This window comes from Ekhidna sp. (assembly GCF_963691765.1).
In the GTDB taxonomy this organism is placed as follows: domain Bacteria; phylum Bacteroidota; class Bacteroidia; order Cytophagales; family Cyclobacteriaceae; genus Ekhidna.
The window spans coordinates 3,550,228-3,575,014 of the sequence record NZ_OY829375.1; the positions used below are offsets into that span (position 1 = coordinate 3,550,228).

Sequence of the window (24,787 nt, forward strand, 5' to 3'; positions counted from 1 at the left end):
AATAAGTTTTAAAACTGTTCCTGAAAGAAAAATAACACCAAGCCATTTGGCTCTAAAATAGAAAAACTCCTGTGCCCCCAAGCTTGGTCCACAATTTCTTGTTTGAATGGAATTCTCATTGCTTTATACTTATTAAATAGCTGATCAATATTCTCGACTTGTATGCACATAAATGCTCCTTGCGGAATTCGATAATCAAGTCCTGCATTTCTGTTTTCCTCGTCATTTGGCTTTAGTAGTACTTCAATTAATCCTGCACCAACTTTGAAAAGTGCGCCTTTATCATGCTCATTTCTGTCCCAAGAATGCTCCAGATTGAATTCAAGTTTCTTTCCATAGAAATCACATGTATCATCATACTTGTCTGTAAAGTATGTGAATCGAAAAGCTCCATTGTTTTTATGCATGTTTAGTGACTGTAATAGCTCGTCTTAGTTTTTAACTAACCATCTTTTTTCCAGCTTCGAAGTATCAACTTTATGATCAGCTAATTTGGAATCCATTATTCTTACTATGGAACTCAGCTCTGAAGCATTGATGAGATCAAATTGCATGGCTTCTTGCACTAACAAGTAACTGGAAAGCAGCCTATTCCTCAAGATCATAATGTCTACTAATTTGTTGATATCTGCCGGATTGGTATAATCAACCGTTGATTGTAAGAGATCAGCATTTTTTTGATTTTGTTCATTGAGTGTTGCATAGCTCAGGTGTTCGGATAGATATATTTCATTGTATAGCGAAATGGATGAACGCAAAGAATCTTCTTCAATGAGATCTGAATGCTTGATAATTTCATCGATGTAGGGACTGGGGAAACGCCATTTTACAAACACTTTGGCACTGTGCGACATGATCAAAAAATTAATGGAATCCTTATTTCCAGTTTCGTACCGTAAGAATCGACTTATCTGACCTAATTCAGTAGTATCATCACATAGCGAGCAATTCAATCCCAGTGCCGTGTCTGCCGAAGCACGAAATTTATAGACATCATCGTGAATATCATTACGTAGATTAATTAGCAGGTTAACATATTGTTCTTTTTCTCTCAGATCCTCACGGACATCTTCAAAGTAAAACGCACCAACGACCGATCCGAAGACTAGTATTGCTTCTCCAATCCACCTGCCGACTGATTTACTTTTCATATTCATATTGATCAGATTCTAATTTTTTCAATCCTATGATGCCGTTGTTTTGATGAAAACGAGTGTCTGAATGAGCATTAACGTCTGGTTAGGATTCGTAAGCTGACTGTTTGTATTTCTAAATGTATCTCATTATCCAAGCCTTTGCAAATAGCTCAGTATGTGCGACTGGCTAGGTTTATAATGATAGTTATGTTAACAGCTACTAATACGATGTAGATGCAGATGTCTCGGGGATAATGACAATTCCATCATACCCGTTAATAGTGTTCTTTAAAAAAGCGTTATCAATAATTAACTCTCCTTTTCTCAGAGATATTCTCAATGGTTTGAGATCGAAAAAAGCCCATTCTTTTTCATCAATCAAATTGGCTAAAGGCAATAGTCCACGTAGAGGAGAATTCTTATCACTGATATCAAAAGTTGCTGATTCCATTCCTTTTGCTAAAAGAAAAGAATTCATTTCACCTCTTTTCCCGACAACCATTAGGTGATAGGAAGATGCACCTTCAGCCTCAGCAATATTAGATGCGAAATTTCCAACATCATGTAATCCGAAAATGCTTTCGGACTTTCCTACATGGTAGGCGCCAAATTTGTAAAGTACTTTCTCATACTTCATACCTTTTGAAGAGCGATCCATGTAATAATTCAGAAGTTTGGATTTCATTGCTCTAATTCGTGTATTATAATTGGCTCCTGCTAATCCATTATAGATTTTCCAACTCTCTTCAAGATCGTTGAGTAGACTTTTGGCTCCTATATTTTCCCTTTGCAATGTTTCTCTTAGTTCATCAAATACTTCCTGTTTCGATGAATAGATAAAGAGAGTATCATAATTTGCTGTTCGAGTCGCTTCAATAAAAAGTTGATCGGATAGCTTAGCAAGTTTGGCTGTCAATTCCTTGGCTTCTTCCGAGTTACATATTTCATTGAGCCTTCTAAATACATTTCCTGTGGAGAATAGAGACACTTGATCTAACCCCCATATATCTGCATTTGATTTACTCAGCTCTTTCATAAGTTCGAATTCTTCCTTTGCACTGTAGAAGGAAAGAGCAGATGGGTTGTTGGTGTGAAAAGAAACGATTTGATCATCAGTCAGAGATCCAATTTGTTTCGAAATAGTGGCAGAGATGCTGTCTATTTCTGTAACGAATAGATCATAATCTGTATGTTGAATTAATGCCTTAGTAAAAAGTGCTATTTCAGCAAGTCCATGGTCTTCCCCAATGAGGAAATATTTATGCTCTCCAGCATATGTCTTGATCTTATCCCAACCATTTCCTTCGAAAGATTCATTGTTTTGGTAAAAGGGATACATGTGTTTGCTAGCAATCTCATCAATGGTTGTAATACCTTGAGCTAGCGTCTTACTCTGGCTAAAGATTAAAGCCAATAGGAGACAGGTGATAGTTTTGTTAGGGCAGGTTAGGTTCATATGATTTCAACTGTTTGTTAAATTCAGATGCAATCTGAACCGGATTGGTTGCTTTTCAGAATTAACCTAAAAACTGTCTATGATTGAAGAGTGAAGCGGGCAAGTTACACTTAGGCTTATTTTCTTTAATTCCAGTATGTTTTGGTGCGAATTCTGAATGTAGGGACAAGTCTAACACCTTCAGCAAGGTTCATATCTTGTTCAGTCCAGATCATTTGTAGTTCGGTTGTGCATCCGTGAGCACTCCATTTAGCGTTTCTCTCTTTCCAGTTGCCATATCCACTCTTGGATTTGGTTTCAAGTTCACCAGTTCCATCAGTTGGTTCTCCCAGTTCAGAAGTTATCTCGCTCTTGATTTGGTCGAATTTAGAGTTCCACTGTTCAATGTCTTGTTTCTTGGATTTGGAAAAATCTTGGTTGTAGTTGATGTTCTTAGATACTCCCTTCGTATCCCAAGAATGGGTTATCAGCCTTACCGTATCATCAGGAGTAAAGTAATACTTCACCTCTGGTTGAACATGGAATTCATCATCTGTACGTAGAAACACCAATGGTTGGTCGATATCAAAAATTCCAGCGTTAGGAAAGAAGTCATCAGCGAGAAAGATCTTTGATTTGAGTTTGAATGGTTTAGATCTAAACTCCTTTTCTATTCCCTTGATATCAGATTTCATGGGCTGTTCAAATTGAAAATAGTTCGAGCCAGTTAGAATAAATGAGAGAATTGTTGTAGTTAACAGTCGCATTCGTTGTGATTATGGGAAATAACACTTGGCTATAAGCAGTAGCGTACCGAAGGGTGCTATTGCTTATAGGTTTTGTTGTGTAACGTATTTAAACTCAAAATAACCTTTGGGGGCGGTCATTGGTCGAGTGTTGATGTTCCCTGACTCTGAAGCAGCTTCCACATAATACTCTATGATAGAGTTGTTATTTTGTACTGGTATTGTAGCATACCAATAGCTAGCATTCTTGTAATTGATCATCTTCACTACGTTCCATGAATCATCTCCTTTGATTCGCCAATAGGTTTTAACTCCTTCATCCTCTAGTCCTTGACCACTATAGTCCTTAACAGATGCGTATACTGTGGCTTCATGTGAATTAGTGTGTTCTGCAACTATTTGGTTTACTGAAATAAATACTGCGTCTTCTGCCCAAACAGCTCTAGTTCGACAATGCAAAGCGTCATCGGGCGCCCAACCACTGTTCACTCCATCTTCTATATACGATTCGAGAAGGCTTTTTGCTATATAGGGCTGTTCATTGATCGGAAATCGAATGCCCTTTACTGTATATCCGGGCATTATTGATTTCCAGGTTTCAATTGCTAAGGAGTCCGAATTCACATCATACAGCGGAACGTACACATATTGATTCAAAATAAGAGCGTTCGTATATGCGGTCAGATAGTCCTCTATGATTCTACCTAGTTTGATCCTTACAATTGAATATGGACGACCATAAGGATTTTTTAAAGTCGATAACTCATTGGTTACAATTTCCTCATAGATTTCAAAGAGCTCATGGTCTTCTGGAGGCTGCGCTACAAGTAGGGTTTGCTCGTCTATTACCTTCAAGAAACAATCTATGTGTTGTATTCCATATTCTTCAAAATTGGATATCACATGATAGTTTTTGTAACCTAAGAGAGAATCATTTAAAGAATAGAATTGATCGTCAGAAACACCATTGTATCTATTCTCGGTAAGGAGTATGCATGTGGAAAAGGCACTGCCAATTCCATCAGTTAGTACATTGCCACCTGTACTAGTGAAAGGAACCCGTAAAACTTCCATTCCCAGCTGTTCTCCCAAAGAGATGATGGATGCATCTGCAGTCTCACTATGTAATTCTAGTCCAGTCGTTTCTGACTTATGTAGTTCAAGCGAATCATTGCACGCTCTATCCGAAAAAGGGTCGGAGTTGATGAAATCTACATCTGCAAGATTGAGTTCTCCATTTTTTAAGAATACAGCTGCAGGCCCCCAGTCACGTACATAGTGAATGTCATAATCTATTTTGAGATCTACGAAGGTTACCCGAGTTGAGTCAATATTCCATTTTTTGAACCATCTTTTTGCTTCAGCCTTTTCTTCTTCTCCGTTCACAATGGGATATATATGATTGTCCTTTGCAAGTTCGATTATAAGCTCCTTAGGAATAATAGGAGGACAGGCAAACATCACCCCTTTAGCAGGTTCCCATTCGGCTGCTACTCGATTGGAGATCGGGTTATAGAAATCTGATTGTTCGACCGATTTGACATCATGTTCCTGCTTACAGGAAATCAACAATATAATTAGTATTAGAAAAGGAAATAGTCTCATTTTGGTCTTATGTTTGATAACGGTTTCGGCTATAGTAGTTGCTTGGGTTAGCACTTAAGTTTGCAAGCAAACACCAAACTGAAAATCCTTGCTGATTATCAGAAGTAGGCGAGAACAAGCAATTACTTATAGCCATTGTTGTGAAACTTTTATTCTATTCAAAAAAAAGCTCATCAACAAAGGTAAATTCGGCGGTTTTGATGTAAACGATATTCCAAGGGTTGCTCGGACCATGACCTTCGTCACTAGCCTCTAAATACCAATATTCCTTATTCTTATTTTTTAATACTTCCACCAATTTTCTGGATTGGTCTGGCAATACTCTTGCATCTTTTACGCCTTGAAAAATAAAAATGGGAATGTTAATCTTATCAACATTATTGATTGGTGAAATGGACGCCAGATATTCCCGCATTTCAGGATCATTTACATCTCCATATTCTTCCGTTCTATCTGTATTTTTATCTCCTTCTAACATCAACACTAGATCAGACATCCCAAAATAATCTATTGCGCCTAAAAGACGATTTGAATATTCGGCAGCGCAAGCAAGGGATAAATATCCACCATACGAACCACCACTTACAATTACTCTGCTGGCATCTAGATCAGGTTGGTTCTCAATCCAATCCAATAATGCCCCTACATCCTTTACGGCCCCGTCACGACCTTTTCCTTAATCCAGATTCATAAAGGTGTATCCATATCCCCTTGACCCCCTGAAATTAGGAGCTATGGTTGCAATTCCTCTGTTAAGATTTGGTTGAATCAATGGGTCGAACTGAGTCCTTATTTGCATGTTCGGCCCCCCATGAAGTTCTATGATTACGGGAAAAGGTTTTTCAAATTTATTATTGGGTTTATAATAAACCGCTGATATTTCTCTCTGCTTTCCAGTTAGAGTATCCGTATCAAAAGTAGGATATCTAATGACTTCTGGGTCAACATATTGAACTGCTTCCTTATTATTAGTCCATTGATTGAGCTCTTCAGTCTCTAGGTCATAGCTGAAAACATCGGTTTCACCACTTAAATAGTTTAAATGGAAAGCAAGCGTTGCATTGGCATTGGGATTGAAGAAGCTATATGGAATACTTCCTTTTGGAAGGTTTTCTATTTCTTTGGTCTTACCTGTTTCAATATTATGCAGTTTAAGTTTCGCAATCCCATCTTGGTTGACATTAAAAACTAGCCATTTGCCATCAGGAGATTCAGAAACATTGCTCATGTCCCAATTGATATCTTTGATGAGCAGGCTATCCGTTCCAGAAATTAAGTTGCGTACCCGAACTTTACTAAAATCCGCATCTTTAGATGAGGCATAGTAGAGTTTTTCACCATCTTCACTCCATTCGTGATATGTGTTGGTCGTTTCAAGATTGAATTCATCTTCTAGAATTGTCAATTCATCTGTTTCGATTTCTAATATTGCAGGAATGGTGGTATAATAACCTAGTCTAAGTGCTACTTTACTACCGTCTGGGGAAAAATCATCAATGTAAATACTTCCCTCAGTGGAATAGGTATTTTCATTTTTATAGATGAGGCGTTCACTTTTTGGGTCACTTAAATCCATAATGTAGAGATCGGCATTCGTTTCTCCATCTGATGTTTTTCTGTATAGTATTTTATCGGAATTTGGAATAAATCGTGGACTTAAATGACTGTCTTTACCATTGGTAAGCATAGTATTTTCTTTGGTATCCATATCAAAACGATAAATTTGATATTTTTCATTACCTCCAGAATTATCCTTTATATAAAGAAAAAATCTTTTATCTGGATGAAACATTGGTCGAACATTTGAAGGCCAACCCTCTACTATTTTGGGTTCACTTTTAGAACCATCTAGTAATCCTATTGCTAAACCAGTACCGCTTGCAAATCGAACATATATTCCGGGTTCTTCTTCTTTTGACCAACCAATGGGTCTTATGTATTTACTTAAATCATTGGATGAATTTTTAATTTGATTTAAATATGAAAATGGTAAGCGTGGTACATTTTCAGTGGTCATTGAAAAAGGTTTAGGAAATCCGGTTATCCATAAATAAACAAGTAGTATCAAAACTAGACTTAGAACGATGAGGCCTACTCGTTTAATAATCTTAAATACTTTTTTCATGGTTGGTTCTTAATGTTTCACAACGGTCTCGTATAACCGTCAGTTACGGATAAAATTACGATTACTTGGTTAAGCACTGACCTTGGCAATTATAGAGTACATTTGGGCGCATTCGAATCGGCAGTAATTGCTGTTATACATTGTTGTAAGTAGTCTTTTCCAGTTAAAAGAAAAACCAAATAATCCAAGATAAATTAAGAACATTTGACATCGTTTATTATTAAATTATAAATATGGATGAATGGATCAAATTATAGTCTATACTTAATCATTATTTAACGGGGTTACTATCTCTATTTTTTGTTGTTTCCCTTTGAGAGTAATATTACCAACAGACTTAAATTCTGTATCTAGAAATTTTTGATCAATTTGTTTCATTAAATTATTAGATATTAATAAATCAGTGTTCATTTCGTTACAAAGTGATTGTATCCTAGAAGCCGTATTTAAAACATCTCCAGAATACACAATTTCTCTTTTTACAATTCCCATTTCACCAGTAATAACATGACCAAAATGCAAGCCAGCTTTAAACTGAGGTTGTACGTTATATTTTTCATCGAAATAATTAGATTTATCTTTTAGCAGCGCTGTCATTTTATAAAAACAACGAATACAATGTGCTTTATTAACACCGTTCTGTGTCAACCAAGTAATCACAATTTCATCACCAACGTATTGATAAATTTCTCCCTGAGTAACTAATATTCCTGGAGTCGCTATACTAAAGGTGTCATTTAAGAAATTGAAATAACGTTCCTCTCCAAGCCGTTCAGCGATTGCAGTGGACGATTTTAAATCCATAAACATAAAGATGCGCTCTTCGCGTTTTGGTCTTAGGTATCTTCCTTTTAGAAAATTGACGAAGGTAATAGGGCCAAACTTATCTCTGATAAATAAAAATAAAATGGTCATAAAAGTAATAACAAGCCAATAGATATAGTTCGTCAAAAAAACCAGATTAAATCCTTCTTTAAATTTAAGCGCAAGGACCTCTACATCCATGGTTTGATTTGTGTTACTCAGCTTAATCATTACTTGTTCTAAACTGAATAAAATAGAAAACATCAAGGAGTAAAACAGCATAATGAAAAACATGGCTTTGAAGTAAGCCATTCTTCTTAGCCAACGTTCCCATAGAAATACTATACTGGCTCCAATAATTAAACCTGCAACAAAAGTAATAAGAATACTCGATGCTAACTCTTCATTAAATTCTATAGAATCCGTATTGCTGGCATAGGTTTCAAAAAATCTAAATAATCGTATTAAAGTCCAGATTAAGGTTATCCATAAAATGGTTATTATTTTTCCTTTAATGCTGTAATGAGAAAGTTTTTGTCTTATACTTGCGAATATACTCATGGATGATTTTAAATACCTGTAAATTAATTCACATTACTTACAACGGTTTTAATAAACGGTCTTTTTAATGCCGTTTATTTTGTGTTAGCAACAGTTTCTCTTTTGTATACTGTTCTACCTTCCTTTATAGTTTCTAGAACAGTTATTCCCTTTATTTCATCAAGTTCTACCTTTAGGGGATTTGCATCGAGAATGACTAAATCAGCCAATTTTCCTACTTCAAGCGTACCTTTTAAATCTTCTTCGAAATGTTGATATGCCGACCATTCAGTAATGCATTTTAAAGCTTCATAAGGAGTTAATCTTTCACTAACACCGATAATTTCTCCTGATCTCGAAACACGGTTTGTTGCAGTCCATATTACTCGCATCAAATTGGGCAAGGCCACTGGAGCGTCTGTATGAATAGTGATTCTTAAGCCTTTATTTAAGGCGGTCCTTGTAGGACTGATTTTATTCCCCAAGCTGTCCCCGATTAATTCCTTGTGCCAATCGCCCCAATAAAAAGTGTGCAAGGGAAAAAGAGAAGCGATAATGTTCAGATTCTTAAATTCATCAAGCTGATCTTCACGTACGTATTGACCGTGAATGAGAACATCTCTTCTGCCTTCATTTCCATATTTATTAGTTACCTTTTTTAGAGCTCTAATCATTTGATCCATTGCGGCATCTCCATTAGCATGAGTATGTATTGGCCAATTATTTTTAAAAGCCATTTCATATATGAGTTCAACATCCTTATCAGATGGTATAGCTGGATAACCTAAATACCCTTCATCAGTGCCTTCTGGAGGTAGAAGATAGGGTTGTGTCCTCCATGCTGTTCTACCCTGTGGTGACCCGTCCAATGTGAGTTTCATTCCTCCAATTCTGTAATGGTTTTGATAAGCCGAACTATACCATTCAGTATTTAATAATGAATCTGAAACAGAGTAATCAATATAGCTTACCACATCCAATTTTAAGAAACCAGTTGTTGCCGCATGTTCTAGAAATAGATGAGAATTAGGCATTGCTCTTCCTTCTTGGGCTGTAGTATAGCCATATGATAATGCCATTTCTTGCCCTGATTCCAGAAATGCTTTAACCGCCCTTTCATTTTTTGGAGCTAAAACCATTGGCATGAAAGGTATAGCAGCCAATTCTTCTAAAACACCATTCGGTTCATTCGTTCCTGGAATTCTTCTTATAACGCCACCTTCAGGGTTGGGAGTTTCCGAATTGATTTCTAAGAGCTCTAAGCCTCTGCTATTAACAACACAAAAGTGACCCGATATATGTATAATCATTACCGGATGTTTTTCTGATACTTTATCCAAGTCCTCTTTAGTAGGGAATCTTTTTTCTTCCAAAACAGAGTCGTCAAATCCCATTCCGAAAATCCAGCCAGTGAGTTCAATATTTTCAGGTGTAGACCAAGCCTTCAAGATTTCTATTAAGGAATCTATATTGTCTGCACCCGCGTCTGGTGGTGGGAGGATTTGTGCGCCTATGGCTTGACTCGGAAATCCAGCGAAATGTGCATGTGCATCTATGAAACCAGGCAACAAAGTTTTACCATTAAGATTGACTTTTTTAGCTGAAGGGAATAACTCTTTGGTTTCGATAAGATCCCCTGCGAATACAATAGAATCTTCATCTGTAACTATCGCTTCAACATAGTTCGGCTCAGCCCCTTGCATGGTAATAATATCTCCTCCATAATAAATGAGCTGTGTATCGGTTAATTCTGAAGTTTTGACTTTAGAGCAACCAGAGACAATAAGTATGGATACTAGAAATGTAATTGAATCAATAATACTTGTTTTCATAATCTATAAGTTGTTGCTAACGTCCAGCTAAAGTGCGTATGCCCACACTTTGCTAATAGTACTAAACTAGCTGATCTGCGCCACACTCACAACCGTCCTTGAAAGTCGCTGTGTTCAGAAAGTAAAAGTCCAGAACCACAAAGCTCACAAAAAGAAACAGTCGCTTGCAGAAAGCGCAGATTGGCGGTTGAATTGTACAGAAGTTGGCTAGAAGCACATTGGCATATGCAACTTTAGCAACTGTTACAGTACCGTTTGTTCATTTTTCTCAAAATTTCAGTCATTTGATCAGAGGTTCAAAGAAGTGATTAATCTGAGTCGGAGGATAATTTGAGTGGATGCGAAAGCAATCTGCCCAGTATAACTATCAGGTAGAGGTTAGAAATGATATTCTGAAGGTTGGCAAATTTCAAAAGTAATGGGCGAGCATTTGGAAAAAGTGAATCCATACCTGATGCAGCATTGATACTAAACATGATGATCTGTGTATAGTTGGGCCAACCCATTTCATAGGATCCTCCAAGAAAATCAGGAGTATACAATGAGATGATCTCATAGATGTCAGCAAACACCGTAATCAAAAGAACATATACTACTATGGCTCCCCATATATGATCTGAATGTGTCTCGTCCGATCTGAAAATATCTTTTAATATTATTGAAGCGACGAATGTATTCAGTAGAATGGTACTAGCATGCGATAATCCATAAACCAAAGGCTTATTGTCATCTGTTATTGTATCCAAAAATGGATTGCTGATATATAGAATGATAAATACGCCAACGACAAAGAAAATTAACATGGAATTTACATACAATCTAGAATACCCTAGAAGGCGTACTAAGAGAATGTAATACAAAAAAACGATTAAATGAAAAATGGAGGTAATGAAGCCTCCAATTTTTGGGCCCAGTAAGGGGTCATCGAATAGGAATCTAGATTCTGAGGAAAGTATTACCACTATGTTTAATAGCAAGCATACGAATAGCATTCTACCATATATGTTGGACTTTTTAAGTTCGAGTAAGTGGTTAATGAAGGAATTCATATATGCGAATTTGTTACGTAATTATTAACTGCAAAGGAGGATTCTGTTCTTGATAGAGAATTTAGGCAATTAGTTAGGCGTTCCAACTTAAAAAGTGATAATGTTCTGTAACGTCCAGCTATCGGGCGTATGTCCACAGCTAGTGAATAGCACTAAAGTAGTGAAATCTGCCGAAGCTCACAACGGTTCCAAATGACACTGCGTTCCGAAAATCTAAAGCTCCTGAGTGCTGAAGTAAGTAGAAAGCACTGCCGTTTCTCAGCGGCAGATATCATGGTCGAGTTGCACCGAAACCAGCCAAAAAGCACGCTGACATATGCCCGATCAGCGTCTGTTAGGTGTTTTTTGATAGATCACCTTCTGAAATTCATTGCGCTTAAATAGAAAGAAAGTTGTATATGGGAATACACGGGATTTAATAGTTAGCATAAGGATAATTATTAGCAATATCGTTATTCCTAGAGTCAAGAAGGCAATTAGTTCTAGTTGAGTTAAGCCACCATTTAGCACGTCGTTTATCTGATAAGAAGTTAATCCAAACATGGATAAGAACCAGATTGCTCCTCCGAGAAAAACCCAATTTCTATATTGAATTACTGCTATCAGGATGAATAAATTGACTAATAAATCATAGAGTGTTGTGAAGTTGTTACCCAGTTGCTCTACTAAATTGAATAAGATGTTCAGAGAAAGTAAGAAAACTAGTGATCCATGCAAAATTCTGTTACTTTTTCGTTGTTCTCGAGTTGGCAGAGTAGCTAGAGTTTTTCTTAATTTTTCTTCATCAATTTGACCGATGAGTTCGTTGAATACCTCGTCCTTGGTTAGTCCATCACCTAAAAGTTTTTTTACTTGGGTTCTTATGCTCATGGAAGTAATTACACCTAACATTTGTGTAAACGCCATAAACCCGTGCAAAAAGCTATTTTTGATTGGAATATGACATTCAAATGGCAAATTAAGGGTTTTAAGAATTACCTTGTTAGTCAAGAAGGGTATATTCTACGTCTTCAATATACAACAGCTCATTTTCATTACAAGGGTGCAAGATTCATCAGCTGTAACCAAAGAAATCAATTTCGCCTTTGGCGTAATGGAAAAGAAGAAATCTGGAGCAAAAGACAATTAAGGAATATTTTACAACCTACTGACCCCGTGGAGATCGCCTGCTCATGCAAATTGCAGGATCTCCCTTTCTGATCTCCAGCTTCTTTTATGTAATTCTAATAAACGATCCTATAAACCTCGGTTTAAGGATCAATCAAAAAAGGGTTATCAACCCTCTTCTTTTTTGAATACTTCTCTAAGGTATTCTTTTAAGTCTTCTGGAAGTTTGTTTAGTAATTCGATTACTCCTTTGGAATTGAAATCTACATTGTCGGTAATTGATATTGGGTCCGCTTTAGCCCATGTTAGTTTTGGTGTTGTACCAAGTAATTGGACAATTTTTTCGTCACTAGTAATATTAATTTTATATACATCGTAATTCCATGATGTTTGTTTTGTTGGTTTCATGCCCTTTACAAGAGGATTTCTGAGGTTGAAACCATAGATAGAGCAGTTGTTTGACTTTAAGTTTTGAGAGAATCTTTTAAGGAGAACTGAAGCGGTCGAATTTTTCATAATTGTAAATATTAAAGTTAAAAAATTAATTATGCTGCACAGTACCATAGTCGGAGACGGTTTCATGGAATCACTAAGTCAGGTTGGAGAAAAAAATACTACCCTAGTCCTTGTGGCTTGGTTGGAGATTATTTTACTATCCTGAACGTGTGATTTGGAAATGGGATCTTAGTAGCTTAATTGATTGATAGTAAGTCCGCACATGCGCCACGACGCTGCGGACACCGATGGTTCCCCCTGTGGGGGTTAGGGGGCTGCACATTTACCGAAGGCCATTACTCCCTTTTGAAAAAACGATAGTTTAATAATGCTATATACGGCCCCTGACCAAAGATCAGGGGATGCACTACTTAGGTTCTAAACCTAAACTTAAGTTTTAGTTTCAGGTCGAAACCCTTAACTTTGCTTAAGCGTTTAATAAAACGTAGTGCATTTTGCACGTATATAAGCATAAAAACAAAGATAGCGATTCCGAAAGGGGTGGCTATTTTTTTTGCCCGAGTTTTTTTATTCGATAGCATTGGGAGACTTGCTGGAGCAAAGTGCCAACGATGCGGTGGTAAATGTGGAAGGAAGCGCACTGAGCAATGCCGTAGGGCAGGACATAGCGAATATTTTGGCGGGTGTAGCCACCAGCTCGAACCAGCCGAAAGCCTATCTGCAATACATCTTATTTGATGAGCAGTTTAACGTAGTAGCTGACAACTACATTCCATACGAGAATGGGGTAGATGTGGGCAACAATTGGAAGCAGCTAGTGCTTACAGATGAAGTGTATGAAGACGGCTATTTGTATGCCTATGTGGTGAATGAGAGCGACAAGGACATTTTCTTTGATGACTTCACCTTCCAGATTTTGGGTACCCGTGCGATTAAGAAAACGGACTATTATCCGTTTGGTCTGACGTTTAATGAACGAACGAGGGTGGCGAGTACAAGGGTACTTATGAATACGTTTCAGAATCAGGAGACAGATGATGCTACAGGTTGGGTAAAATTCAAATGGAGGAATCATGATCCTACAATAGGAAGGTTCTTCAATGTAGATCCAATTGCTGAAGACTATGTCTACAATAGTCCATATGCCTTCTCGGAGAACAATGTAACGGGACATGTTGAACTTGAGGGATTGGAAAAAGCTGATGTAAAAGATGGCAAGATTGTAGTTGGTCCAATATCTTCTGATGCTGTAGCCGCAAGGTCAGTAGGCAAAGATCACCAAGCCATTCTATCAGTAAAACCGCAACCAAGTAATTCGCCATTAAGGAAACAAATGACGATTGGAATTGGAAGAAATGATATAAATCATCCTAACGCATTTTCAGACCATGATAGAGCTGGGCATCTAGGGGTAGAAATAGGTGAAGCTGCTACTGGAATTGCCGCATTGAAAAACCTTCCGAAATTGGCTAAACATGCTCCAGGATTATTGAAATCAATATTTAAATCAGGTACAACTAAGATAGATGATGCAGCAGCTGGTGCCATGAAAAACTATGACAATATTGATGAGGTATGGACAGGTTGCGATTGTTCTGAGATTGCTGAAGATATCTTTACTCAGACAAATGGAGGTAATGTTCTTGAGTTGACTGGAGAGGGAGGAGTTAAAGTACTTCAGAATGGAGTCGAAGAAACATTTGATTATCATCAAGTTTTTGTAAAAGATGGTTATGTTTATGATCCAAGATATAGTGCCGACCCTGTTTTATATGATGACTATATGAAGCAAATTAATAAGTCGAATGGAAATGGGGTTAATGTCAATGATGTCATTCCTGATCAATGAGTAGTTCAAGAATATTAAGAGAAGCGTTATCAAAAGTTGGTGAAATTTCCTCCCCACAGCTTGATGCATTCATTCCCAATGATATGTATGCTAGACCGATTTATTTTGCTTTTAGGTTCAAAGACATGGATGTTGATGATCCAATCTACCTTAGATTGATTAATATGATCAACCAGTTTGAACTAGGAAGCCTGTCATGGGTAATGTATAGGTTCAAGTCAAAAAACTATGTCATTGAGCCTCTTGAATTTTATACAATAAGGAGAAAGCTAAATAGTGGAAGTGATGAAAAATTGATTGCTGAATTGGGAGATAATTATCAATCAACTATGAAGAAGGCAATTAGAGATTTGGACTTACTTTCCGAGATGATAGTTGAACTATCCAAAACGTAATAAATTGTATTAATCAATCCCCAAACCCACCTTCTTCATCGTTGGTGGGTTTTTTGTGTTAAAGACTTTACACTACGTCAACTGCTACATTCAAGCCATCTTCTATTCCATTTTAAATTTTAAATAGATAAATTTCGCATACATAATTATGCCGTTATGACAAATTCTAGTAAGATTAAAATTAAAATGGGACCAATTGAAGTTGAATATGAAGGTTCTGAATCATTCTTAAAAGAAGAACTACCAGAAATTTTAAAAGCTGTTTCAGACCTTTATAAGGAAGCTGGTAGCAAGATGGAATTACCCAATAGTAATTCAATTGCTAACCCTCAGTTAGTGGAAACTGATACTTTGTTAGAGGAAACCACTGGCTCGTTGGCCGCCAAACTTTCTTCCAATTCAGGACCTGAGCTCATTATTGCTGCAGCAGCACAGCTCACCTTTGTTCAGAGTAAAGATAGGTTCACCAGAAAGGAGATTTCTGATAGTATCAAAACTGCTTCAGCTTACTACAAAAATAGCTATGGTTCAAACCTAACAACCTACCTTAATAATCTTGTCAAAGACGGATCACTTTTGGAAAAATCAAAGGACGTTTATGCACTAAGTGCTACTAAACTAAAGCAATTAAAATCTAGTCTTGCTTAGCCTTGAAAGCATAAAGGAAATTGTTCATGAAGAACAGCTATCACATGGTGATAGACTGTTAGTAATATTAACTCATGATAGTAATCCAAGACTTACATCTGAGATTAAAAATGTAGCCGCTGATTCAGGTCTCAATGATTCGGTACTTAGAAATGTTTCAGCATACCTAAAGAAACTCAAGGGATTCGTGATTGAAACGCCCAGCGGCTGGGAGCTAACTCGAAAAGGTAAAGAAAGAGTTAGTGAGCTATCAGGTCTTAACGTGGAATCTCCTAAGGCTAGGATAGCTTCAAGCCTCAGAACTCATTTGACTGATATTGTCGATTCTGATACAAGACATTTTCTTGATCAATCAATAAAGTGCTATGAGTTAGAACTTTACCGACCTGCCGTAGTACTCTCTTGGGTGGGTGCAATTTCGTTACTTCAAGATCATATAATCTCAAATAAACTCGATGATTTCAATGGAGAGGCTGCGAAGCGAGATTTGAAATGGAAAATGGCCAAGAATAAAGATGACTTGAGTCGTATGAAAGAATATGATTTTCTTCAAGTATTAGTCGCTATTTCTGTTATTGGAAAGAATGTGAAAAATGAATTAGAAGGTTGTCTCAAGCTAAGAAATGGATGCGGCCACCCGAATTCATTACAAATAGGTTCATCGATGGTGGCTGCGCACATAGAAACCTTAATGCTCAATGTGTTTTCAAAATTCACCTAATTACTTATAATCTTAATCTCTTAATAATTTAGGGGCATCGACCTCAAGTATTTTAGCGATTTCAAACAATGTTTCAATACTTGGTTGGGTATCATTTGTACACCATCGAGATACAGTGGCTTGATTAACATTCAATGCTTTTGCAAGGTCTGCGTTGGTCATTTCTTTCTCAGCCAGAACTACTTTGATGCGGTTGAATTTCTTCTTGTCTGTCATTTCACCCACAATTTATCCAAAACCTAAATATTATGACTCAATCTGCAATGTGTATGATCTTATATGCATAATATATATTTGAATATTAAATCAATTAATTATAATATTACATCATATATATGATTATATAGTATAATGACTAAGTTCTTGAATGTTTCCAATCCTAATCACTTCACATTTCAATATGATTCTTTAGAACTCGCAATACTAGGTGGAATCAGACTGGAAGGTCTTGATAGAATGAGAGTAACCTTGAAGATTCAGGTTAAACATCTATCACTTAGGCATAACCTTGATCTGTATAATGACAATCAAGTTGATAAGCTGATAAGGAAGGTGGCTGAGAAGTTGGAGATTGGAACTAGTGTGACCACCAAAGCCCTAGCTGAACTAACAGATGCTTTGGAACAATACAGACTTGAACAGATAGAAGCTCTTGAAGAGGATTCGCAAGAAGGCATCACACTAACCCAAGGTGAAGAGAAGAAGGCAAGGCTTTATCTATCCTCTGCAAATCTTATGCAGCGCACAATGGAAGACATAGGAGCAGCAGGGGTAATCGGAGAAGAGATTAATAGGCTTCTCATGTACATCATCTTCACTTCAAGGAAGAGAGAGAATCCGCTTCACATCATTTCATTAGGAAGCTCTGGCATTGGCAAGACTCACTTACAAGAGAAGGTGAGTGCTCTGATTCCAGATGAAGATAAGCTTGAGATCACAGCTTTGTCAGGCAATGCTTTTTACTACTTCGGAAGACATGAGCTTCAGAATAAGTTGATACTCATTGAAGACTTAGATGGTGCGCAAGATGTCCTATATCCGCTGAGGGAGATAAGCTCAAAGAAGCGGATTTCTAAGACCGTGGTGATTAAGAATACCAAAGGAGAGACACGCACCATAACTCTCAAAGTAGAAGGGCCTGTCTGCATTGCAGGCTGCACAACTCAGGAAAGCATCTATGAGGATAATGCGAATAGAAGCTTTCTGATTTACATAGATGAGAGTGAAGCTCAAGATGAGAAGATCATGGACTATCAACGGAAGGATTCAGCAGGACAAATCAATAAGAAGGAACAGGCTGAAATCATACAACAATTCCAGAACATGCAAAGACTTTTAACTCCTGTTTCAGTTCGTAATCCTTTTGCCTCAAAGCTTCATCTTCCTAAGGAAGTATTGAAGCCGAGGAGAACTAATGCGCACTACCTGGCTTTCATTGAAGCAGTTACTTTCTATCATCAATTCCAAAGGGATAAGAAGAAGGATAAGCAAAGTGGTGAAGAGTATATCGAAACAACATTGGAAGACATACAAGAAGCTAACAAGCTTCTAAGGGGTATGCTACTTCGTAAGTCTGATGAACTGAATGGAGCTACCAGGAACTACCTGGAGAAGCTTAAGGATTGGCTTACCAAAGAAGATAAGAGTACTTTCACTAACTCGGAAGCCAGACAAGTACTAAGAGTTCATCCAAGTAATCAGAAGAGGTATATGGTTGACCTACTCGGAGGACAATACATCAAGAGACTGAATGGAAATCAAGCTACTGGTTATGCGTATGAAGTTGTCAGTATGGAAGAATATCAGAAGCTACAGACTGATATAGATACTGTAATTGATTCTGTGGTATCTAAACTCTCTAAGAAGTAGTTCGGTGGTTCATTGGTAGTTCATTTTTGAAATGAACCGCTGATACTTTGATTATCAACACAATAGCTAGGTAGTTCACTTAAATTCCAAATCACCAATACTATGAAGAAATTAACTCTTAACAATCCTAAGTATAGATACCTGGAGAAGAGCTTTAGGGAGTGGCTGGATATACTTGGCTATGCTCCTTCAACTGTTTACAGCATTCCTAATATGATCAGAGAGTTTTTCTTTTACCTGGAGTCCTGTGAAGTGGCAAGTATTGAACTGGTCAAACCAGAACATTTTGAGAGATACCTCTCTAAACTCAAAGAACGATCGAATGATAGAAGAGGTGGTGGACTGAGTGGTGCTCATATCAACAAGCATATTCAGGCACTTAGAAAGCTGATTGAGTACCTGGATAAAGTTGCAAGAGTGAATATTTCACAAGTCCTCCTAAGAGCTGAAGAATCAGATTCAAGGATCACTTACCTAACTCAAGATGAAATCAAGATGCTGTTTCAAGCTACCTATCAAACTGAGTTGAAAGCCCGGGCTTCTGATGCTGTGGTAGAAGCTATCCAGTCAAGAGATAGAGCTATGCTTGCTGTATTCTATGGATGTGGCTTAAGAAGAAGTGAAGGAGTTGCTTTAGATGTTGGGGACATCAATTTTGATCGCTCAATGTTGCATGTCAGACAAGGCAAGAACTATCAAGAACGATTTGTACCTATCAGTAAATCCAGTTTGAAATACCTGGTTCAATATGTTTATGATCACAGAGGTGAACTACTAAAGGGTAATAGATCAGATGCTCTATTTGTTAGTTACACTACTCCAAGAAGGCTCCAGGGACAAAGTTTAGCTCACAGGTTAAAGCAACTTCAAGTGATGACAGGTGATCTTGATTTGTTAGAGAAGGAAGTTACACTTCATGTACTGAGGCATAGCATTGCTACTCATCTCCTTGAAGCAGGAATGAAGCTTGAGTCTATCAGTAGATTCCTCGGTCATAGCAGTTTAGAAAGCACTCAAATTTATACCCACTTAACCCTGGACAACTCTTGAAGCATGAATGAATTCAGATTATACCTGGCTAGTCAAGAATACAGTAGCACATCTATTGATACACATTTGAAGTGTGTGGCTAGGTTTATCAAATGGCTTAAGGAAGAAGGTATAGAGGCTGTGGAATGTGCCCATAATGACCTGATGGCTTATGTACGTTCCTTAGGAGTTAGAGAACTCAAGCAATCCACCATTCAGAGCTATTTAAGCTCGGTCAAACTGTACTTTGATTATCTTATCCGTAATGATCAACTTACTGTTAATCCTGCTTCTAGAATTGAGATTAAGGGCATCAAACGGAAGACCTTATACCACACTCTTGACCCTGAAGAACTTCTAGAGATATATAATACCTATCCATTGCTCCGGCTTGAAGATCATCGTAATAAAGTGATTGCTGGACTACTACTATTCCAAGCACTTCGCACGGTTGAACTCAGCAAGCTAGACCTTTCAAATATTCATCTTGATCAAGGAAGAATTGAAGTAATAGGAGGTAAGAATAGTGAGTCAAGAATAATGACTCTTGAAGCTATCCAGATGGTTGATTTTTACCAGTACATAAATGAGATAAGGCCGAAGATTGAAGCTCTTCCTATGAAGCGTAAATCACAGATCAAACAACCTACCTCAAAGCTTTTCATTGGCCAGGGTGGAAGTAACTCTAGTTTCAATAACATTATGAATCAGGTGATTTCTGCTTTGGTGAAGAAGGACTCCAGGGTACAATCATCCCATCAAATAAGGACTTCTGTGATTGTGAATTGGTTGAAGCAATTCAATTTAAGAGAGGTTCAGTATAAAGCTGGTCATAGGTATGTAAGCTCAACCGAGGCTTACTTAGTTAATGATATGGAAGGGCTTATTGAGGAAGTAAATCAGTTTCATCCTTTAGGTTGATTATTCATAACTTTAATATATGAGCAATTTCACATATCTAATAGGTGCTGGAGCATCAGCAGAAAGAGTGCCTATAGTTTCAGAATTTTCAAAAGGATTGGAGGGATTCAGACACCAGATCAAAGATTTTGAAGCAAATGAAGAACAGATTTCCCCTGACGTCAATCTATCACTGAAGCAAGCCCAATCAATCTTGTTACAGGACATTAATTGGCTAATTGATAACTGTAATAATCATGCGTCTGTAGATACATTCGCTAAAAAATTATATAGTAGAGGAGATATACTACAATACCTGAAGCTCAAGTCCTTATTAAATGAGTTCTTCACTGTGACTCAAAAACTCAACGGTCTAGATAGAAGATATGATCTTTTTTTTGCGGATATAATTCAAGGTGATTGGAACGATGAACCGAATGAAAGACTTCCCAATAACATCAATATTTTGAGTTGGAATTATGACAATCAAATCGAATACTCGATAGCTGATTTTTTTTCCATAAAAAATCCTCAGGAAACGGAACAAATACTTCAGTCCAATCTTGAAGACTCTTTTGATATTGATAGATTTTCAATGGTTAAAATAAATGGATCGGCGGGTGGATATTATTCCAAGGATGAATCAAAACTTATAGATATAGAGAATAATTTAAGGCAGCGTGGCAATCTTAATGATTCAGTTAAACATGATGAAATTAGAAAGACAATTGACAGATATTCAAGATTTCTTACTAGAATGAAAATATCTCTTGAAGATTTTCCTGGGAGTGGCCTTCCCTTAGCATATACTTCAAGTCTACACTTTTCTTGGGAAAATAATAAATGGACTGAAGAGATTATTGAAAGGGTAGAAGAAATATGTGCTAATACTGATACATTAATTGTCATTGGCTATTCTTTCCCATCATTTAATAAGCTTATTGATCGTAAACTTTTTGAAGATTTACTAAACCTAGAAAGGGTAATTATTCAATCTCCTGAAGCAAGACAAATTAGGAACAAAATAATGAACTACAGGCAGGATTTGAAATCAGAGGATTTCACCGAGTTTACTGATGTTAAAGAATTTCACGTTCCAATTAATCTCTTGGACTAGTTGCCTAATATGCTAAATGTCAACCTTCTTCATAAGATCATACAATTTGAAGCCGAGGACATTAGAAATCTCTAAGAGCGTTGTTAATGATGGCACTCTTTCGCCCCTTTCAATCTTTGAAATGTAATCAGTATCTCTATCAATCTTTACAGCTAATTGACTTTGTGTCAATCCGGCTGCTTGTCTATATGCTTTGATTTCCTTACCAAATGTTTTAGGTAAATCCATCTGCAATAGTCTAATCAAATTAATTCATATAGGTAGGACTATTTGTGCGGGTTTGCTCTTTTTATTATGCCTCTGAATGGCGAATAATGACAGCAATGCCAGAATCAACAATTGACAAAGTAAATCTTTTATTTGGCTCATATCTAATGGCTAAACTAGAGGATCAGCTGCCTACTGGATTCAAGGTTGAAATTGAACTAAAGAAGAATTTCTTGAGTGTTTTAAATAGAAAGAATGAGGAAGTCGGTCATTTATCTAGTAGTGAAATCAATAAAGATGCTACTAAAGAATTAGTTAGAGACATTAAAGAGAGTATTAACAAAGGAACCAATATGGATCGAATTTCAAACTATTTATTTCAAGATATTCCTTTCATAATACTGATTGTTATTATCAGCTTGATTGGTTGCCTTGTAATGCAAGATTTCATCTTAATGATACCTACATTGATTGTGAATCTTGTTTAACGAATATGATTTTGTCGTCTTTTAACCATTGCATTGCCGCATAAGAAAATAAAAATCCTGAAGAAACAGCCTCTATTAAAATGACCATAGATGCAGTCATCGGATTCAGGAATTCCTTTTGTGCGTTTTCAGCTACAATAGCCGCTAAAAAAACCGGATCAAGGGTTATGTAAAGGCCAACAAACACGGAAAAGCTTATAGCGATCACAATTCCCGTAAAGAAGCCCACGGCAATTCCTGACAAATACCCAAAGCCTGAGCCAAAGTTTCCGTTTCTAAATCCTTTAATCGTCAAAAAAATGCCCGAAAACATGATTAGCGCATTTAGTGCTCGTAGCTCCGTAATCTCTGCCAATCCTAAAATACGCATCAGCAAAAAGTACACGATGAGGCTTACTGTTGTAAGCAAGCCAAACTTAAGAATGTGTTTTTCAAGTGATTTCATAAAAGTAAAAGAGATAAGCCCGCACTTTTGTTTAACTTTTTTTATTGCATGATTAAACAAAATTTGATTGACAATCTTTTGAAGCCTGAAAACAATGATCAACTAGTAGCCATTTTGACTTATCATGTGGTAGCAGGTAAAGTAAGGGTTGATTGATATTTTGTAATTACAATGTAATTACTTATCTTTATGCTATGATAGTTAAGCTAGTACAGATAGGAAACTCTAAAGGAGTAAGGCTACCTAAATCATTAATAGAAAGACACGATCTAAGCGGTGATTTGGAATTAGTAGATACAGATGATGGATTACTCATCAAACCACTTGCAGAATCAAGATCAGGTTGGGATGAAGCTTTCATTAAAGCCAATATGGAGGACGGTCAAGATGACGATTTTTCTGACTTCCTTTCTGTAACTGAGGATTTTGATAACGAAGAGTGGGAATGGTAAGATTCGATATCTATTGGGCTAATCTTGATCCAACCATCGGGAGCGAAATGAAAAAAACAAGACCTGTTGTAATTGTTTCTCCAGATGTAATGAACAGAAACTTAAATACGGTTTTAGTATGTCCACTTACTACAACCAGCAAAAGCTATCCAACAAGAATATCTGTGAATTTCGAAGGTAAAGAAGGTATGATAGCATTAGATCACATCCGATCAATTGATAAGAAAAGATTAGTAAACAAATCTGGACGGTTATCGGAAGATGAACAAGATAGAGTGGTTAATGGTCTAATCGAGATGTTGAAGAAATAGTATCATAAAACGAATAGATATGTACAAAGTATTTGAACTCACCGAAACTGGTCTATTGAAGAAGATCGAAATGCCAGATTATGAAGAGACAATTGGCGGTTTTTATAGTGTTGAGAATGCGGAAGAAGCAATAGAACTTGATAGTGGTCAATTTCTCAAATACGGGAAAGAATACTTGGTAATCAAGACAAAGGAAAAACTCAGATAGAGTATTATAAAACGAACAAATGAAAAAGGGTTTTATAGTATTATTAATATTTCAATTGTTTTGTATTCGTAGTTTCGGTCAAGGTATTCATGTAGGTATTCAAAACAGCAATACTGGCAACTTTGAATTGTTTCTGCTTGATTCAATAGAAGTTAATATCATAGCTGTCCACAATCATTATAAAGGGGAAACATCAATTGATTTATCTAATGCTATTAATAAGGGTTTGCCAAATGGTGTGATATGGCTTTGGGAAATAAATAGAAATGAGAGGTTGTTACTTCCTGGGAGCTCTGGCTTGATGGTAATTGAATTTTTTGAAGAAAGGAATTGGGAATTTATTGCTCCGTTTGGTAAAGGGAACAATCAATTTTATTTCAGAAGAAAAAAAGGATGAAAAAAGTCTAATTACACGAACGATGAGCAGACCTGACAACATAGTAGACGCTTTAATATTCTTGTCAGAGAATGAAGGGGTAGTGAGTGAGAAAGGATTCTATCGGTGGTTCATGGAACTTCCTGATAATGAAAAGGGAGAAGAAAAAGGTATGCTGGTTATCAACTTCCTAATCGGGTTAAAATTGATCGATGAAGATTTGAATTTAACTGAGCTAGGAAAAGTGACTTTGGAGAATCCTTCAAAGAATGCCTGGCTTGTAGAAAAAGTGTAAAAAAATAAAGATATGAATTACATTATTAGCAATCTCTTTCATTATTTGGTATTTAGTGAACAAATAGAATTGTAAATAAACGAACATCAAATGAAGTTTTTCAAATTGGTTGCCTCATTCGTAGCGTTACTATCTTTTTTTCAAGTCAACGCACAGTTTTCTCCTGATAAAATTATAATGAACCTTTACGGGAGATCATCCAGGTCTAGTCTTGAAGAAGTTAAGCGCATGGAAATATTGGAGGATTTCATCTTCAAAGTAGAATACACTGAAAAAGATGGAAAAAGAGATTATAATGAGAATGCCAACTACTACATAATGATCGTTCAACTTAGAGATAAGTATATTTCTTGCACTTTTTGGCAGGAAGAAAGTACATTTCTCTGGGAAGGAAAAGTATATGCGTATGGTGAGGATTTCATTAAAAAGGTAGAGATGAATTGGTTTAGTGACGACGTTGTTTATCGAGAAACTAATCATTATAAGCACCAGGCTGTTTATTCTGACCGTGCAATAAAAACTTTTGATGAATTTGGTAACTTAATTAGTACCAGTGTAGGTATTGCAAAAAGTTTTGAAGATGTAGATATTGTAATTAGGTATGAGGATAAAGTCATCAAAAAAATGATTAATGATTAATCT

At 36.7% G+C, this 24,787-nt stretch carries 29 protein-coding genes and 1 pseudogene; 15 read left to right on the top strand and 15 right to left on the bottom strand.

What is annotated here, in order from left to right:
• Window positions 1–8: 8 nt before the first annotated feature.
• The 12 genes and pseudogenes from ACY650_RS16010 to ACY650_RS16065 all read right to left on the bottom strand — a co-directional run bounded on the left by ACY650_RS16010 (window position 9) and on the right by ACY650_RS16065 (window position 12,895).
• Window positions 9–407 (bottom strand): VOC family protein, encoded by a 399-nt coding sequence (locus ACY650_RS16010; RefSeq protein WP_462248890.1) that lies wholly within the window; start codon window positions 405–407, stop codon window positions 9–11.
• A gap of 24 nt (window positions 408–431) precedes the next feature.
• Window positions 432–1,151, bottom strand: coding sequence for a hypothetical protein (locus tag ACY650_RS16015; RefSeq protein ID WP_462248892.1), 720 nt, complete (start codon window positions 1,149–1,151; stop codon window positions 432–434).
• 205 nt (window positions 1,152–1,356) lie between these two features.
• Complete coding sequence (locus ACY650_RS16020) at window positions 1,357–2,592, bottom strand: TraB/GumN family protein (RefSeq protein ID WP_462248894.1); 1,236 nt, start codon at window positions 2,590–2,592, stop codon at window positions 1,357–1,359.
• A gap of 125 nt (window positions 2,593–2,717) precedes the next feature.
• Window positions 2,718–3,338: a hypothetical protein gene (locus ACY650_RS16025; RefSeq protein WP_462248896.1), complete on the bottom strand. Its 621-nt coding sequence runs from the start codon at window positions 3,336–3,338 to the stop codon at window positions 2,718–2,720.
• 63 nt (window positions 3,339–3,401) lie between these two features.
• Window positions 3,402–4,922 (bottom strand): agmatine deiminase family protein, encoded by a 1,521-nt coding sequence (locus ACY650_RS16030; protein ID WP_462248898.1) that lies wholly within the window; start codon window positions 4,920–4,922, stop codon window positions 3,402–3,404.
• Between the two features lie 154 nt (window positions 4,923–5,076).
• Window positions 5,077–5,571: pseudogene (locus tag ACY650_RS16035) on the bottom strand (alpha/beta hydrolase family protein); the annotation flags it as partial.
• Between the two features lie 27 nt (window positions 5,572–5,598).
• Entirely contained in the window at window positions 5,599–7,047 is a 1,449-nt protein-coding gene (locus tag ACY650_RS16040; RefSeq protein ID WP_462248900.1) for an alpha/beta hydrolase family protein, read from the bottom strand.
• 264 nt (window positions 7,048–7,311) lie between these two features.
• Window positions 7,312–8,412 (bottom strand): adenylate/guanylate cyclase domain-containing protein, encoded by a 1,101-nt coding sequence (locus ACY650_RS16045; protein WP_462248902.1) that lies wholly within the window; start codon window positions 8,410–8,412, stop codon window positions 7,312–7,314.
• 74 nt (window positions 8,413–8,486) lie between these two features.
• Entirely contained in the window at window positions 8,487–10,223 is a 1,737-nt protein-coding gene (locus ACY650_RS16050) for an amidohydrolase (protein ID WP_462248904.1), read from the bottom strand.
• Between the two features lie 308 nt (window positions 10,224–10,531).
• Window positions 10,532–11,026 (bottom strand): hypothetical protein, encoded by a 495-nt coding sequence (locus ACY650_RS16055; protein ID WP_462248906.1) that lies wholly within the window; start codon window positions 11,024–11,026, stop codon window positions 10,532–10,534.
• A 570-nt stretch (window positions 11,027–11,596) separates the two neighbouring features.
• Entirely contained in the window at window positions 11,597–12,142 is a 546-nt protein-coding gene (locus ACY650_RS16060) for a hypothetical protein (protein WP_462248908.1), read from the bottom strand.
• 405 nt (window positions 12,143–12,547) lie between these two features.
• The gene (locus ACY650_RS16065; protein WP_462248910.1) at window positions 12,548–12,895 is read right to left on the bottom strand and encodes a hypothetical protein; all 348 of its coding nucleotides are present in this window, start codon (window positions 12,893–12,895) and stop codon (window positions 12,548–12,550) included.
• A 493-nt stretch (window positions 12,896–13,388) separates the two neighbouring features.
• Between ACY650_RS16065 and ACY650_RS16070 the strand changes: the two genes are divergently transcribed.
• The 4 genes from ACY650_RS16070 to ACY650_RS16085 all read left to right on the top strand — a co-directional run bounded on the left by ACY650_RS16070 (window position 13,389) and on the right by ACY650_RS16085 (window position 16,448).
• Complete coding sequence (locus ACY650_RS16070; RefSeq protein ID WP_462248912.1) at window positions 13,389–14,684, top strand: RHS repeat-associated core domain-containing protein; 1,296 nt, start codon at window positions 13,389–13,391, stop codon at window positions 14,682–14,684.
• On the top strand, window positions 14,681–15,079 hold the full coding sequence (locus ACY650_RS16075; protein WP_462248914.1) for a hypothetical protein: 399 nt from the start codon (window positions 14,681–14,683) through the stop codon (window positions 15,077–15,079). The genes ACY650_RS16070 and ACY650_RS16075 overlap by 4 nt, the downstream gene beginning before the upstream one ends.
• 156 nt (window positions 15,080–15,235) lie before the next feature.
• Window positions 15,236–15,727 (top strand): hypothetical protein, encoded by a 492-nt coding sequence (locus ACY650_RS16080; RefSeq protein WP_462248916.1) that lies wholly within the window; start codon window positions 15,236–15,238, stop codon window positions 15,725–15,727.
• Window positions 15,720–16,448, top strand: a complete 729-nt coding sequence (locus ACY650_RS16085) for a hypothetical protein (RefSeq protein ID WP_462248918.1) — start codon at window positions 15,720–15,722, stop codon at window positions 16,446–16,448. Before ACY650_RS16080 ends, ACY650_RS16085 begins: the two co-directional genes overlap by 8 nt.
• A gap of 12 nt (window positions 16,449–16,460) precedes the next feature.
• Here the strand turns inward: ACY650_RS16085 and ACY650_RS16090 are convergent, their stop codons facing one another.
• Window positions 16,461–16,664, bottom strand: a complete 204-nt coding sequence (locus ACY650_RS16090; RefSeq protein ID WP_462248920.1) for a helix-turn-helix transcriptional regulator — start codon at window positions 16,662–16,664, stop codon at window positions 16,461–16,463.
• Window positions 16,665–16,799: 135 nt separating this feature from the next.
• Here ACY650_RS16090 and ACY650_RS16095 point away from each other — a divergent pair, with 135 nt between their 5' ends.
• The 4 genes from ACY650_RS16095 (at window position 16,800) to ACY650_RS16110 (ending at window position 21,363) form a co-directional block, all read left to right on the top strand.
• Window positions 16,800–18,317 (top strand): hypothetical protein, encoded by a 1,518-nt coding sequence (locus tag ACY650_RS16095; protein ID WP_462248922.1) that lies wholly within the window; start codon window positions 16,800–16,802, stop codon window positions 18,315–18,317.
• Window positions 18,318–18,419: 102 nt separating this feature from the next.
• Entirely contained in the window at window positions 18,420–19,367 is a 948-nt protein-coding gene (locus tag ACY650_RS16100) for a tyrosine-type recombinase/integrase (protein WP_462248924.1), read from the top strand.
• Between the two features lie 3 nt (window positions 19,368–19,370).
• The gene (locus ACY650_RS16105; protein WP_462248926.1) at window positions 19,371–20,267 is read left to right on the top strand and encodes a tyrosine-type recombinase/integrase; all 897 of its coding nucleotides are present in this window, start codon (window positions 19,371–19,373) and stop codon (window positions 20,265–20,267) included.
• A 19-nt stretch (window positions 20,268–20,286) separates the two neighbouring features.
• On the top strand, window positions 20,287–21,363 hold the full coding sequence (locus ACY650_RS16110; RefSeq protein WP_462248928.1) for a hypothetical protein: 1,077 nt from the start codon (window positions 20,287–20,289) through the stop codon (window positions 21,361–21,363).
• A gap of 12 nt (window positions 21,364–21,375) precedes the next feature.
• Here ACY650_RS16110 and ACY650_RS16115 read toward each other — a convergent pair whose 3' ends face one another.
• Complete coding sequence (locus tag ACY650_RS16115; protein ID WP_462248930.1) at window positions 21,376–21,591, bottom strand: helix-turn-helix domain-containing protein; 216 nt, start codon at window positions 21,589–21,591, stop codon at window positions 21,376–21,378.
• 95 nt (window positions 21,592–21,686) lie between these two features.
• On the opposite strand from ACY650_RS16115, the gene ACY650_RS16120 reads away from it, so the two are divergent.
• Window positions 21,687–22,058, top strand: a complete 372-nt coding sequence (locus tag ACY650_RS16120; protein WP_462248932.1) for a hypothetical protein — start codon at window positions 21,687–21,689, stop codon at window positions 22,056–22,058.
• On the opposite strand, the gene ACY650_RS16125 is transcribed toward ACY650_RS16120, so the two are convergent.
• A complete protein-coding gene (locus tag ACY650_RS16125) occupies window positions 22,033–22,503 on the bottom strand; it encodes a hypothetical protein (RefSeq protein ID WP_462248934.1) in 471 nt (156 codons plus the stop codon). The two genes, ACY650_RS16120 and ACY650_RS16125, sit on opposite strands and share 26 nt — an antisense overlap.
• Before the next feature lie 194 nt (window positions 22,504–22,697).
• Here ACY650_RS16125 and ACY650_RS16130 point away from each other — a divergent pair, with 194 nt between their 5' ends.
• The 6 genes from ACY650_RS16130 (at window position 22,698) to ACY650_RS16155 (ending at window position 24,784) form a co-directional block, all read left to right on the top strand.
• Window positions 22,698–22,955 carry an AbrB/MazE/SpoVT family DNA-binding domain-containing protein gene (locus ACY650_RS16130; RefSeq protein ID WP_462248936.1) on the top strand — a complete coding sequence of 86 codons (258 nt, stop codon included), beginning with the start codon at window positions 22,698–22,700 and terminating at the stop codon, window positions 22,953–22,955.
• On the top strand, window positions 22,949–23,266 hold the full coding sequence (locus ACY650_RS16135; protein ID WP_462248938.1) for a type II toxin-antitoxin system PemK/MazF family toxin: 318 nt from the start codon (window positions 22,949–22,951) through the stop codon (window positions 23,264–23,266). The genes ACY650_RS16130 and ACY650_RS16135 overlap by 7 nt, the downstream gene beginning before the upstream one ends.
• 19 nt (window positions 23,267–23,285) lie before the next feature.
• On the top strand, window positions 23,286–23,474 hold the full coding sequence (locus tag ACY650_RS16140; RefSeq protein WP_462248940.1) for a hypothetical protein: 189 nt from the start codon (window positions 23,286–23,288) through the stop codon (window positions 23,472–23,474).
• Window positions 23,475–23,493: 19 nt separating this feature from the next.
• Window positions 23,494–23,871 carry a hypothetical protein gene (locus ACY650_RS16145; protein ID WP_462248942.1) on the top strand — a complete coding sequence of 126 codons (378 nt, stop codon included), beginning with the start codon at window positions 23,494–23,496 and terminating at the stop codon, window positions 23,869–23,871.
• A gap of 22 nt (window positions 23,872–23,893) precedes the next feature.
• Window positions 23,894–24,145 carry a hypothetical protein gene (locus tag ACY650_RS16150; RefSeq protein WP_462248944.1) on the top strand — a complete coding sequence of 84 codons (252 nt, stop codon included), beginning with the start codon at window positions 23,894–23,896 and terminating at the stop codon, window positions 24,143–24,145.
• Between the two features lie 90 nt (window positions 24,146–24,235).
• Window positions 24,236–24,784, top strand: coding sequence for a hypothetical protein (locus ACY650_RS16155; protein ID WP_462248946.1), 549 nt, complete (start codon window positions 24,236–24,238; stop codon window positions 24,782–24,784).
• The last annotated feature ends 3 nt before the right edge of the window (window positions 24,785–24,787 follow it).

Bases quoted from the DNA above. Each gene is read 5' to 3' on its own strand.
- ACY650_RS16010 (WP_462248890.1), bottom strand. From the start codon at position 407: ATGCATAAAAACAATGGAGCTTTTCGATTCACATACTTTACAGACAAG.
- ACY650_RS16015 (WP_462248892.1), bottom strand. From the start codon at position 1,151: ATGAAAAGTAAATCAGTCGGCAGGTGGATTGGAGAAGCAATACTAGTC.
- ACY650_RS16020 (WP_462248894.1), bottom strand. From the start codon at position 2,592: ATGAACCTAACCTGCCCTAACAAAACTATCACCTGTCTCCTATTGGCT.
- ACY650_RS16025 (WP_462248896.1), bottom strand. From the start codon at position 3,338: ATGCGACTGTTAACTACAACAATTCTCTCATTTATTCTAACTGGCTCG.
- ACY650_RS16030 (WP_462248898.1), bottom strand. From the start codon at position 4,922: ATGAGACTATTTCCTTTTCTAATACTAATTATATTGTTGATTTCCTGT.
- ACY650_RS16040 (WP_462248900.1), bottom strand. From the start codon at position 7,047: ATGAAAAAAGTATTTAAGATTATTAAACGAGTAGGCCTCATCGTTCTA.
- ACY650_RS16045 (WP_462248902.1), bottom strand. From the start codon at position 8,412: ATGAGTATATTCGCAAGTATAAGACAAAAACTTTCTCATTACAGCATT.
- ACY650_RS16050 (WP_462248904.1), bottom strand. From the start codon at position 10,223: ATGAAAACAAGTATTATTGATTCAATTACATTTCTAGTATCCATACTT.
- ACY650_RS16055 (WP_462248906.1), bottom strand. From the start codon at position 11,026: ATGTTAATTTTCTTTGTCGTTGGCGTATTTATCATTCTATATATCAGC.
- ACY650_RS16060 (WP_462248908.1), bottom strand. From the start codon at position 12,142: ATGAGCATAAGAACCCAAGTAAAAAAACTTTTAGGTGATGGACTAACC.
- ACY650_RS16065 (WP_462248910.1), bottom strand. From the start codon at position 12,895: ATGAAAAATTCGACCGCTTCAGTTCTCCTTAAAAGATTCTCTCAAAAC.
- ACY650_RS16075 (WP_462248914.1), top strand. From the start codon at position 14,681: ATGAGTAGTTCAAGAATATTAAGAGAAGCGTTATCAAAAGTTGGTGAA.
- ACY650_RS16080 (WP_462248916.1), top strand. From the start codon at position 15,236: ATGACAAATTCTAGTAAGATTAAAATTAAAATGGGACCAATTGAAGTT.
- ACY650_RS16090 (WP_462248920.1), bottom strand. From the start codon at position 16,664: ATGACAGACAAGAAGAAATTCAACCGCATCAAAGTAGTTCTGGCTGAG.
- ACY650_RS16095 (WP_462248922.1), top strand. From the start codon at position 16,800: ATGACTAAGTTCTTGAATGTTTCCAATCCTAATCACTTCACATTTCAA.
- ACY650_RS16100 (WP_462248924.1), top strand. From the start codon at position 18,420: ATGAAGAAATTAACTCTTAACAATCCTAAGTATAGATACCTGGAGAAG.
- ACY650_RS16105 (WP_462248926.1), top strand. From the start codon at position 19,371: ATGAATGAATTCAGATTATACCTGGCTAGTCAAGAATACAGTAGCACA.
- ACY650_RS16110 (WP_462248928.1), top strand. From the start codon at position 20,287: ATGAGCAATTTCACATATCTAATAGGTGCTGGAGCATCAGCAGAAAGA.
- ACY650_RS16115 (WP_462248930.1), bottom strand. From the start codon at position 21,591: ATGGATTTACCTAAAACATTTGGTAAGGAAATCAAAGCATATAGACAA.
- ACY650_RS16120 (WP_462248932.1), top strand. From the start codon at position 21,687: ATGCCAGAATCAACAATTGACAAAGTAAATCTTTTATTTGGCTCATAT.
- ACY650_RS16125 (WP_462248934.1), bottom strand. From the start codon at position 22,503: ATGAAATCACTTGAAAAACACATTCTTAAGTTTGGCTTGCTTACAACA.
- ACY650_RS16130 (WP_462248936.1), top strand. From the start codon at position 22,698: ATGATAGTTAAGCTAGTACAGATAGGAAACTCTAAAGGAGTAAGGCTA.
- ACY650_RS16135 (WP_462248938.1), top strand. From the start codon at position 22,949: ATGGTAAGATTCGATATCTATTGGGCTAATCTTGATCCAACCATCGGG.
- ACY650_RS16140 (WP_462248940.1), top strand. From the start codon at position 23,286: ATGTACAAAGTATTTGAACTCACCGAAACTGGTCTATTGAAGAAGATC.
- ACY650_RS16145 (WP_462248942.1), top strand. From the start codon at position 23,494: ATGAAAAAGGGTTTTATAGTATTATTAATATTTCAATTGTTTTGTATT.
- ACY650_RS16150 (WP_462248944.1), top strand. From the start codon at position 23,894: ATGAGCAGACCTGACAACATAGTAGACGCTTTAATATTCTTGTCAGAG.
- ACY650_RS16155 (WP_462248946.1), top strand. From the start codon at position 24,236: ATGAAGTTTTTCAAATTGGTTGCCTCATTCGTAGCGTTACTATCTTTT.